Genomic DNA, 10,447 nt, shown 5'->3' with positions numbered 1-10,447 from the left:
GCTCCACGTCAGCGTTCGAGCTCCGCGTTAGCGCGGCCCCTCCCCGGGCACACCCCAGGCGCATGAGGCGACAAATCCTGCAAAAAATGCAACTTTTTCTGCCCCCTTCGCACAAAAGGAAGGGGAATGTTGTATTTTGTGCAACAATTTGGGCGAGTTTGGCTTCAAATCGAAGAATATCTCCCGAAATGTTGCACTTTCTACAACATTGAGCCGCGAGTTTGGGGTATTGCCCCGTTTTTGTTGTACAAAATACAACATTTGCTAGCTCTCTTGAAAATAGCCCCCGGCCCCGCGGCCCGTTTTCACCATCTGATGGTGCCGCGCCAGCGTCATGGGCGTCTATCTTGAAAATTCAGCGGTATCCACACGCTGAATTTCCAGCACCGCAGGTGACGACCGATGACGATAGAATTGCTGTCATAGGCGTCTATCTTGTCATTCCGCTGCGGAGCCGATCATCGTCAATGGTTTGTTAGGCAAATAATGCAGCGAACGGATGTAACGGACGGTTCTGGTTTTGGCGCGCATGACGATGGAATGCGTCTCCGCGCGCTGGTCGGCGAAATACCGCACTCCCCCCAGAAATTCGCCCGGCGTGATGCCCGTCGCCGCGAAGATGACGTCCTCCGACCCGATCATATCCTGCATCGACAGGAGCTTTGTCGGATCGCTCAGTCCCATCTTCCGGCACCGCTCATATTCCTCCTGGTTGGCCGGCAGGAGCCTTCCTTGCAACTCTCCGCCCAGGCAGCTGAGTGCCGCGGCGGCCAGCACGCCTTCCGGAGCGCCCCCCGAGCCGACGTACAGATCGATGCCCGATTCCGGCATGGCCGGCGCGATCGCTCCCGCCACATCGCCGTCGCTCAGCAGCTTGATCCGCACGCCGACGTGGCGAAGCAGCTCGATCTGCTTGCGGTGACGCTCGCGGTCGAGGATCATCACCGTCAAATTGGCCAGCGGCTTGTTCAAGGCGGCAGCCGCCTTCTCCAGAGTGACGTCGAGAGAATCGTCCAGCGACAGCTTGCCGGCGAGGGACGGACCGACGGCCAGCTTCTCCATATACATATCCGGAGCGTGCAGCAGCTGGCCCTTATTGGCGACAGCGACGACGGCCAAGGCATTGTTCAGGCCTTTGGCGACCAATTCCGTGCCTTCCAAAGGATCTACCGCCACATCGACCTCCGGTCCTTGGCCATTCCCTACCTTTTCCCCGATGTACAGCATCGGCGCCTCGTCCATTTCCCCTTCCCCGATCACGACGGTTCCTTGTACGGACACGGAATCGAACATCGTGCGCATGGCCGAAGTGGCCGCTTCATCCGCACGGTTTTTGTCGCCTCGGCCCATCCAATGGGCAGCAGACAGCGCCGCCAGCTCGGTCACGCGAACGATTTCCAATGCCAATTCTCTCTCCACAACCAATCATCCTCCCAAAGATGCCTGTTAAAAATGAGAAACCAGTTAATATAATGCATTATAATATAAATGTGACATAATAAATAGAGGGTATTTTGAATAATTAATGCGGCACATTCGCGTTGTATTCGATCGCTGCATTATTTGGTACAATGGTCGTATAGATCGATATGCTGCGTGAAGAAGGGTGGGATTGGCCATCGAATTGACGGCACGCCAACTGCAAATCGTCGAGCTTGTCAAAAGGCACGCGCCTATTACGGGGGAGCAGATTGCCGAATTGCTCGGCTTGAGCCGTCCGACGCTGCGCTCTGACCTCGCCTTGCTGGTCATGCTCGGGCTTATTGAAGCCAAGCCGAAGGTCGGCTATACGCCGGGGACGTCGGTGAGCGCTTCAGCCTTGACCTCGCAAAAGCTGCTTTCGCTGAAGGTCAAGGAAATTCAGGCCATACCGGTCGTCATCCGCGAGCAGAGCACGGTGAACGACGCAGTCGTGACGCTGTTTATGGAAGACGTCGGCAGCTTGATCGTCATCGATGACGCAGGGTGCTTAAGCGGAGTCATTTCCCGCAAAGATTTGCTGAAGTTTACTCTGGGACACGCCAATGCGGCAGCGATGCCCGTTCATATGGTTATGACGCGCGAGCCGAACGTCGTGCATGTGCAGCCGGAGGATTCGGTCGTCGAAGCGGCGGGCAAAATGATTCACCACCAAGTCGACAGTTTGCCGGTCGTAGTACCGTTTGGGCAGGAAGGACAGGCGCCGGACAGGAAACGATGGGAAGTTACCGGAAGAGTAACCAAGACGATGATGACCAAATTGCTGTACGATCTTGCGCTGAATCGGTCGCCCCACATCGTAAGATCGGAAGACAAAAAGGAGTAGAAAACAAGATGAGAGAAGACCGTTCGTACGAAATTACTATTTGCTCCGATTCCGTCGGCGAAACGGCAGAGGCGGTCGTCCGGGCCACGATGCGGCAGTTTGACGGGCATCATGTGACGACGAAGCGGATCGGCCATATCAAGACGGAGGAAGAGATTCGGGCGATTATGGAATCGGCCGCCAAGCGGGGCGGTTTCGTCGCCTATACGCTCGTTCAGCCGGAGCTGCGGGAGATGATGAAGGAGGAAGCGATCCGCCTCGGGGTGCGCGCCGTGGACATTATGGGGCCGATGATGGAGGCGTTCATCGAGACGTTCAACGATGCGCCGAAGCGCAAGCCGGGGCTGCTGCACCAGCTGGACGAGGATTACTTCCGCCGGGTCGAGGCGATCGAATTTGCGGTAAAATGCGACGACGGCCGGGACACGAGCGCGCTGCTGAAAGCCCAGCTCGTTCTGATCGGCGTATCGCGGACGAGCAAGACGCCGCTCAGCATTTTTTTGGCCCACAAGGGAATTAAAGTGTCCAACCTGCCGCTCGTCCCCGAGGTTAAGCCGCCGAAAGAGCTGTTCCTCGTTCCCGGCAGCCGCGTCGTCGGCTTGACGATGGATGCGGAGAAGCTTTACAAGATCCGCACGGAGCGGCTGAAGACGGTCGGGCTTCCGTTCGGCGCCAAGTACGCCACGATGGAGCGCATCGCCGAAGAGCTGAACTACGCTCATTCGCTGATGAAGGAGCTCGGCTGCCTGGTCATTAATGTGACGGACAAGGCGATAGAGGAAACGGCGGGAATTATTATGGGGCATGTGCAATAAAGCCGTTTAGAACCTTGTCGCCCGCCGTCACCTGCGGCCCGCACATTGCAGATTATCGTCGGCAGAAGCAAAAAAGCAGATTATCGTCGGCAGAAGCAAAAAAAGCGTTAGAGCTCGGATCGGGAGGCATATGATACGAATGATGAGGCTTATAGCTTATGGGTGAGCGGCCGAAGCAGGCGGGAGAAGGCGCGGCCGGGCTTGCGTGGCAGAAGCGTCCGGGAGCCGTCTGCGGCGTTATATTGGCGGGAGGACGGAACCGACGCATGGAAGGCCGGCTGAAGGCGCTTCTGATGTGGCAAGGGCGCACCTTTCTCGAGCGGCAGCTGATGGAGATGGCCTCATGGTGCCAACACCGGATCATCGCGGCCGGCAGCCGGGAGCGCGCGGCAAGGCTGCGGCAGGAGCTGGACGCGATGGAGCCGGGGCATGCGGCGGGCGTCCGCATCGTGTGCGATTTGCGGCCCGGCGGCGGCCCCTTGGCCGGTCTGGAAGCGGCGCTGCATGAGGCCGGAGATGTCGAATATCTGTGGGTGACCGGCTGCGATATGCCTCTCGTCTCTGCGGACGCTGCGGCTTTGATGGCGCTTCGCCTCGAACAATCGGGCCTGCCGGCGGCCGCGCCGCGCATTGCCGGACGGGTGCATCCGCTGCATGCGGTGTACCGGAAGACTTGCCTGGCGGCGGTGCGAAGGCAGCTGGACGCGGAGGACGGCCGAATGATGCGGCTGCTGGAAGACGTGCAATGTATGTACATTGACGAGGAGGACTTCAGGCGGCAGGGCATTGACACGGCATTTGTGCGCAATGTCAACGATCCTGCGGATTATGGCGATTTGATGCGGGGTCAGCTGTGACTGTTCTTTATGATCCCGCAACGATGTGTTAAAATCCTGTTATATAATATAACATTGATATGCGAGGCTTCTCCGAAGGAGGTGTGTCCCTATGTCCCAGCGTTTGACCGATAAGTTCGGCCGGGTACATGACTATTTGCGGATTTCCGTCACGGACCGCTGCAATCTTCGATGCGTATACTGCATGCCGGAGGAGGGGATGCAGTTCGAACCGGAGGAGCGGCTGCTTACGTTCGAGGAAATTGCCGCGGTAGTCAAGGTGCTGGCCGCGTACGGCGTACGCAAGCTGCGGCTTACCGGAGGCGAGCCGCTCGTCCGCAAAAATCTGGAGCAGCTCGTGGCGAAGCTTGCCGCCATTCCGGGCATCGAGGATATTGCGCTGACGACCAACGGCATCTTTTTCGCCCCGAAGGCGGAGGCGTTCCGGGCCGCAGGCCTTACGCGCATCAACATCAGCCTGGACTCGCTGAAGGCAGACCGCTTCCGGCTTATTACCCGGGGCGGCGACATCCGCAAGGTGCTCGGCAGTCTGGAGGCGGCCGAACGGGTCGGTCTGCAGCCGATCAAGCTGAACGTCGTCCTGATGAAGGGGCTCAACGACGATGAGATCGGCGATTTCCTGAGGCTAACGCTGGAGCGGGACATCCAGGTGCGGTTCATTGAATATATGCCGATCGGCCATGACGGTCACGATTGGAAGAGCAGGTATATCCCGCTGTCGGCCGTGCTCGACCGCTGCGCCGAGCTGGGCTGGACGGCGGAGCCGTGGGGCCGTGTGTACGGCAACGGTCCGTCGGAAAATTATCGGATTCGCGGCGCGCGCGGCTCGTTCGGTCTCATTCATCCGGTTAGCGACCATTTTTGCGAATCGTGCAACCGGCTGCGCCTGACGGCAGACGGCAACATCAAGCCTTGCCTGTATTGGGCGGACGAGTTCAACGTCAGGCAATATATCGGCGATGAGAAGGCGCTGGCCGATCTGTTCTTCCGCGCGCTCGACATCAAGCCGCAAAACCACGAGATGGCCAAGGCGCTGGCCGGCGAAGGACAAAGCCATACGCCGACCGCGCGCCGCATGTCGCAGATTGGAGGATAACCGATGTCCGGCTTGCGCTTCAATCGGAAAGCCGTTACGGTAGCGGAAGGCCAGCGGCAAATTTTGGCCAGCGTCCGCACCATGCCTGTAGAGAAGGTGCCGCTTGCCGAGGCATACGGGCGTTATTTGGCGGCGGATGTCGCAGCTGCCCATCCGCTGCCGCATTTCCGCCGCTCCGGCGTGGACGGCTATGCGCTGAGGGCGGCCGACACGGCGCCGGCCCGGCCTGGGCGGACGGCGGAGCTTGACGTTCTGGAGACGATTCTGTGCGGAATGGTGCCTGAGCGGGCGATCGGCCCGGGACAAGCATCGCGCATTATGACAGGGGCGGTTGTCCCGGACGGAGCCGACGCGGTCGTGATGCTGGAGGCGACGGAGCAGGCGCTGGCAGGGCAGGCGGGAAGCGCTCCCGGAAGCAAAGTCAGCGTCAAGAAGCGGGCGGTGCTCGGAGAAAATATCACCTCCGTCGGCGAGGAAGTCGGCGGAGGAGAGACGCTGCTCCATGCCGGAGAAGCGATCGGCCCGGGCGAAGCGGCCTTGCTGGCGGCGTTCGGGCATGAGCTTGTCCCGGTGTACCGAAAGCCGAAGGTGGCGATTTTCCCGACCGGTTCGGAGCTGCTGCCGTTGTCGGCGCCGCTTGAGCCGGGGAAAATTCGCGAAAGCAACAGCTTCATGCTGGCGTGCCAGGTGCGAAGGGCCGGCGGCGTGCCGATCACGATGCCGATCGTGCCGGACGATCCGCAGCGGCTCGAGCGGGCGCTTCTGGAAGCGATGGAGGAAGCGGACGTGCTCATCACGACGGGCGGCGTCTCGGTCGGAGACAAGGATGTGCTCGTCGAGCTGTTCGCACGATGGAGCGGGCGGCTGCTGTTCAATAAGGTGCAGATGCGTCCCGGAAGTCCCACGTCCACAGGGCTCTGGAACGGCAAGCCCCTGTTCGCGCTGTCGGGCAATCCGGGAGCCTGCTTCGTCGGCTTCGAGCTGTTCGTCAGGCCGTATTTGCAGGCGGCGCTGGGCAGCCGCTCCCCGCTTCCGGACGAGACCGCTGCCGTGCTGGATGCCGACTATGCCAAAGGCTCCGCCTATCCCCGCTATGTGCGGGGGGTTGTCCTGCAGGACGGGGAGACGGTCAAGGTGCGTCCGGCCGGCCGGGACAAATCGAGCGTTATGGTCTCTCTCAAAGATACCGCTTGTCTCATCCGTCTTCCGGCGGGAGGGCAGGGAGTGCCGGCCGGAAGCCGCGTAGGCATTATCCGGCTGTAAGCCGCACAACAAAACCCTCGAGCGTTGCAGCTCGGGGGTTTTCGTCTGGAGCGCACGATTACCAGATGAATGCGCGGGACACGATAACGAGCAGAATGAACAGAACCAGAATCACACCTGTAGAGGTGTATAAGCCGCCTGCATAAGCGCTCATGGCACATCCTCCTTTCACGCTAAGCATATTAAATGATATGTTCTTCGTTGCGCTGTGGATTGGACGAATGCCCGTTTTTGCCTTGCTATTTTGCTGGGAGGAACGCCCTTCCATTCGCCCCTGCCTTTGGAAAGTGGTACAATAGCACTGAATGAATTTTTGCTCTCGGAAGGGGATACGTCAATGGACGCGGAGATTCGTCTGCTGCTTGAGGAAGAGATGATCGAATCGATGGAGCTGTCTGAATTCGCTTTTCAATACGAGCAGACGCCGGAAGAGCGGGAACGCAAGCGGGCAGCCAGGCTTCCGTCGCAGAACTGGGGGGCCTTCGTTCAGGAACGGTTGGCGGCGAAGCTGACGATCCTTGAGCTGAAGACATGGATTCAAGGGAAAGTATTCGATATGGGAGGCATTGCCGGAGTAGCGACCTGGCCGGAATACCGCCGCGGCGGTCTCGTATCGAGGCTGCTGGAGCGGGCGCTTGCCGATATGAGGCAGCGCGGGCAAACGGTATCGTTCCTGCACCCGTTCGACTTCGGCTTTTACCGGAAATTCGGCTGGGAAACCTACGCGGAATATAAGAAATATGAGATTCCGACGGCCCTGCTGCCGAAGCTTCCGCCGCAGCCTGGCGCAGTGCGCCGGATCAAGGACGATCTTCCGCTCCTGAGCGGATTGTACGAACAGATGGCCCGGCGCTACAACGGGACGCTGGCGCGCAGCGAGGCATGGTGGCAACACCGGGTACTGCCATCCAAGAAAGGCACGGTGGCCGTATGTTTCGATGCGGCGGGAGAGCCTGCGGGATATGCGATCTACCAGGTCAAGGACCGCACCATGACGGTTCATGAGCTCGTCTGCCTGCATCACGGAGCAAGGCTGCAGCTTTGGCGGTTTATCGCCGATCACGATTCGATGATCGACAAGGTGACGCTGACCGCGCCGGCGAATGACCCGCTGCCTTTTGTGCTGAGCAATCCTCGCATCGGCCAAGAGATCGTTCCTTATTTTATGGCGCGCATCGTCGATGCTCCCGCCTTTGTGGCGGAATACCCGTTCTCGACCGGCATCGAGTGCGAGCTGGAGCTGACGCTGACCGACGAGCGCGCGCCATGGAACGCCGGGCGATTTCGCCTTAAGGTATATGAGGCGGGCGCGGCCAGCATCGAGGCTGCGGCTCACCCGGTCGCTCAAATTCCGCAGCTGTCCTGCAATATACAGACATTCACCTCCATGCTGATGAGCTATCAGCGGCCGGCCCTGCTGCGCGATATCGGCCGTTTGTCGGCGGACGACAATGCTTTGGAGCTGCTCGAGCGCCTCATTCCGGCTGCGCAGACCTATTTGCCCGACTTTTTCTAAAATAAAACGCCGGTGGCGAGCGATTCCGTTCGTCTTCGGCGTCGCCTGCGGTGCCCCAAAAATTGGGCGGCGGATACCGCCAAATTGTCAAGATCACATACAGCCGATTATTTCGGGGAGGAGACGTAAGGCGGGGCCGGCTGCAGCCACTGCTGCAGCTCGTATCGCTCCGTAAAAGGCTGAACATCTTCCCGGCGCATATCGAAAACATAAATCCGACCCTCGCCGCTAAACGCCAGCAGCTGAGGGTTTTCTTGCGTTCGGGCCGGAGAAGGGATCAGCACGAGCAGCTCTTCGCAGTCGAACCCGTGCGTCGGAAGCTTGACGCGAATGCCGGGATGGATCGGAATGCGGACGATCAGGCCGCTGCTGCCTCCGACCTGCAGGCGCCCGGAGATGCTGCCTGCCGTGCTGAGCCAGCGGGCCGCCTGCGCCTGGATATCCGGCGTGTTCGGCAGCGCCTGGACGACGCGCTCCAGCTCGACGGAAAAAATAAGAACCGGAGCCGGCGTTCGTTCATCCGGCTCCGACGGGCTCGGTTCGCGAGCGGATATGCGGATATCGGTCGCAGCGGCAGCGGCATGCCCGCGCTCAGGGACGAGGGGCGCCGCAAGCAGAGCCGCCGTCACGATAACGGCTCCGCAGATCGCCCGCGGCCGCAGCGGAAATCGGAAAAGGGGCATGAAGGTTCCTCCATTAATGGACTTGCGGTTAGTATCGCCTGTTGCCTGCAAGTCATGCATTCGAATTCGCGGCGGGCATATTTTGCGGCGGACATATATAGAGCGTTTCCGCAAGTAAGGAGCTTATTGCTGGGGAGCCCAAGCATACAGAAGGATCTGCCGCTTTCTACTCCGCCTGACCTCAGCCATAAGCGTTACTGGACTTTGGTCCAGTTGAGAAAACCGCCGCGGGTCCGTTTTGGCAGGACGTCATTGCAGCTACAATAAAGACATAGCAACGGGAACATTTGACGAAAGGCGGTGAATACATAGATGAGAATGAACAAAAATTTGGGCATCGCGCTCTTGCTGATTGCTTTCGGCGGCATTTTGCTGCTGAACAAGCTGGGATTCCATACCGGCCATATGATGAGCTGGCTGTTCCCGATCGCACTCGTTTTCCTCGGCTGGATTGGCATGAAAAACGGCCGGACCGCAATCGGCGTAGTTTTGCTGGTGCTGGGCGGCTTGATGCTGCTGGGGAAAATGTCCGGACTGATCGTTATCCTCGTCGCTATCGGCCTGATCGTATACGGCATTACGATGCTGAGGAACAACAATTCCGCATATTAAATATATCAGTAGCCAACGAAAGGTGGTATGACCAGCATGAGTTTGGGCAAACGATTCCGCGACATAACGATCGCGACGTTCAATGAAATGCTTGAGCAATCCGAAGATCCGGTGGCCCTGATCGATAAATATTTGGCTGATCAGGCGCAACAAATCCGGGAGTCCGAGCGGCTGCTGCAGCAATGCCTCAGCCATGCGGCATCGGTTCGTCAGCAGTATGTCGCGGCAGAGCAGATGAAGGAGCGTCGCGAGCAACAGGCGATGCTTGCGCTCAAGGCGGGCGAGGACGAGGTGGCCCGGCTGGCGCTGCAGGAAAAGATGCAGCAGGAAGAGCGGGCGACGCAATACAAAGCGCTGTACGAGCAGACCAAGATGGGCATCGTCGAGCTGGAAGATCAGCTGCAGCAGCTTAAGGCGGATTATGACGAAGTGGTCTCGAAGCGGAGCTACTACATCGCAAGGCTCGAATCGGTCCGGCTGCAGCAGCGCATGAACGAAAGGCTGCGGTCGATGAGCGGCGGCCCTTCTCCCAGACTGTTCGACCGGTTGGAAGAACGGGTCAGCGACCTGGAAATCAATGCGCGCACGCTGCGCGAGATCCGTACGCAAACGCGGGATGCCTGGGCCAGTGCGACGTCCACCGCTTCGCAATTGCTGGAGCAGGAGCTCGGCAAGCTCCGCAGCAAACTGGAACAGGAGGGCTGGCTTAAACGATGACGAAGTTATACCGTTCTGTTTACGATCGTAAAATTACCGGATTGTGCGGAGGAATCGCGCGGCGCCTGAACATGGATGCGACTGTGGTCCGGCTGCTGGCCGTTCTATCCATCTTCGTAACGAGCGGCGTCGCCATTCCGATCTATTTTATCGCCGCGCTGGTCGTGCCGAGCGAACCGTGGTCGGGCAGCCCTTACGGTCCCGGTCCCGGATACGGCGGGTATGACGGATACGGACATTGGGACCCGCATTGCAGCGGCGGGGGCCACGGCTACGGAAGCTGGAAAGAATGGAAGCGCGCCGAGAAGCATTACCGCAAAGCGCAAAAGTACGGCTGGACTCCTCCGGGAGAACAGGCGTATCGGCAGGAGCCGTACGGACCGGCCGCTCCGGGGGCGAGCTTCGCAGCAGAAGAGTCGAGCCCGCTGGACGATATGATGGCCGATATCGAGAAGAAAGCGATGAAGAAGGAAATCGAGCAGCTGCGGGCCCGGGTGGCCCAGTATGAGAAGCAAAACAGGGACAAAGCTTCCGGCAACGAGTAACGGAAGAGCTTGGCCGTGACGACGGAAGACATCAGCTT

At 59.3% G+C, this 10,447-nt stretch carries 12 protein-coding genes; 9 read left to right on the top strand and 3 right to left on the bottom strand.

Annotated features, from left to right (window positions below; all coding sequences use genetic code 11):
• Positions 1 to 438: 438 nt before the first annotated feature.
• On the bottom strand, positions 439 to 1,419 hold the full coding sequence (gene glpX, locus F591_RS0117735) for a class II fructose-bisphosphatase (RefSeq protein ID WP_026326700.1): 981 nt from the start codon (positions 1,417 to 1,419) through the stop codon (positions 439 to 441).
• Positions 1,420 to 1,612: 193 nt separating this feature from the next.
• Here glpX and F591_RS0117730 point away from each other — a divergent pair, with 193 nt between their 5' ends.
• From F591_RS0117730 to F591_RS0117710, 5 genes are all read left to right on the top strand, one after another.
• Entirely contained in the window at positions 1,613 to 2,305 is a 693-nt protein-coding gene (locus tag F591_RS0117730; protein WP_019535960.1) for a helix-turn-helix transcriptional regulator, read from the top strand.
• An 8-nt stretch (positions 2,306 to 2,313) separates the two neighbouring features.
• Complete coding sequence (locus tag F591_RS0117725) at positions 2,314 to 3,120, top strand: pyruvate, water dikinase regulatory protein (RefSeq protein WP_019535959.1); 807 nt, start codon at positions 2,314 to 2,316, stop codon at positions 3,118 to 3,120.
• Positions 3,121 to 3,278: 158 nt separating this feature from the next.
• Complete coding sequence (mobA, locus tag F591_RS28375; protein WP_019535958.1) at positions 3,279 to 3,977, top strand: molybdenum cofactor guanylyltransferase; 699 nt, start codon at positions 3,279 to 3,281, stop codon at positions 3,975 to 3,977.
• Positions 3,978 to 4,068: 91 nt separating this feature from the next.
• Entirely contained in the window at positions 4,069 to 5,073 is a 1,005-nt protein-coding gene (gene moaA / locus F591_RS0117715; RefSeq protein ID WP_019535957.1) for a GTP 3',8-cyclase MoaA, read from the top strand.
• A 3-nt stretch (positions 5,074 to 5,076) separates the two neighbouring features.
• On the top strand, positions 5,077 to 6,336 hold the full coding sequence (locus tag F591_RS0117710) for a molybdopterin molybdotransferase MoeA (protein ID WP_019535956.1): 1,260 nt from the start codon (positions 5,077 to 5,079) through the stop codon (positions 6,334 to 6,336).
• A 58-nt stretch (positions 6,337 to 6,394) separates the two neighbouring features.
• On the opposite strand, the gene F591_RS30550 is transcribed toward F591_RS0117710, so the two are convergent.
• Positions 6,395 to 6,490, bottom strand: a complete 96-nt coding sequence (locus F591_RS30550; RefSeq protein ID WP_019535955.1) for a hypothetical protein — start codon at positions 6,488 to 6,490, stop codon at positions 6,395 to 6,397.
• Positions 6,491 to 6,673: 183 nt separating this feature from the next.
• Between F591_RS30550 and F591_RS0117700 the strand changes: the two genes are divergently transcribed.
• Positions 6,674 to 7,852, top strand: a complete 1,179-nt coding sequence (locus F591_RS0117700) for a GNAT family N-acetyltransferase (RefSeq protein ID WP_019535954.1) — start codon at positions 6,674 to 6,676, stop codon at positions 7,850 to 7,852.
• Positions 7,853 to 7,959: 107 nt separating this feature from the next.
• Here the strand turns inward: F591_RS0117700 and F591_RS0117695 are convergent, their stop codons facing one another.
• Positions 7,960 to 8,535 carry a hypothetical protein gene (locus tag F591_RS0117695; protein ID WP_019535953.1) on the bottom strand — a complete coding sequence of 192 codons (576 nt, stop codon included), beginning with the start codon at positions 8,533 to 8,535 and terminating at the stop codon, positions 7,960 to 7,962.
• Positions 8,536 to 8,847: 312 nt separating this feature from the next.
• Here F591_RS0117695 and F591_RS0117690 point away from each other — a divergent pair, with 312 nt between their 5' ends.
• Genes F591_RS0117690 through F591_RS0117680 form a run of 3 tightly spaced genes read left to right on the top strand, consistent with a single transcriptional unit; the run spans position 8,848 to position 10,409 of the window.
• Complete coding sequence (locus tag F591_RS0117690; protein ID WP_019535952.1) at positions 8,848 to 9,147, top strand: LiaF transmembrane domain-containing protein; 300 nt, start codon at positions 8,848 to 8,850, stop codon at positions 9,145 to 9,147.
• Between the two features lie 36 nt (positions 9,148 to 9,183).
• Positions 9,184 to 9,864, top strand: a complete 681-nt coding sequence (locus F591_RS0117685; protein WP_019535951.1) for a PspA/IM30 family protein — start codon at positions 9,184 to 9,186, stop codon at positions 9,862 to 9,864.
• Entirely contained in the window at positions 9,861 to 10,409 is a 549-nt protein-coding gene (locus F591_RS0117680) for a PspC domain-containing protein (RefSeq protein WP_019535950.1), read from the top strand. Before F591_RS0117685 ends, F591_RS0117680 begins: the two co-directional genes overlap by 4 nt.
• Positions 10,410 to 10,447: the final 38 nt, after the last annotated feature.

This window comes from Paenibacillus ginsengihumi DSM 21568 (genome assembly GCF_000380965.1).
In the GTDB taxonomy this organism is placed as follows: domain Bacteria; phylum Bacillota; class Bacilli; order Paenibacillales; family NBRC-103111; genus Paenibacillus_G; species Paenibacillus_G ginsengihumi.
The sequence above is the reverse complement of the archived record's forward strand: the minus strand, read 5'-3'. Positions and strand labels throughout refer to the sequence as shown.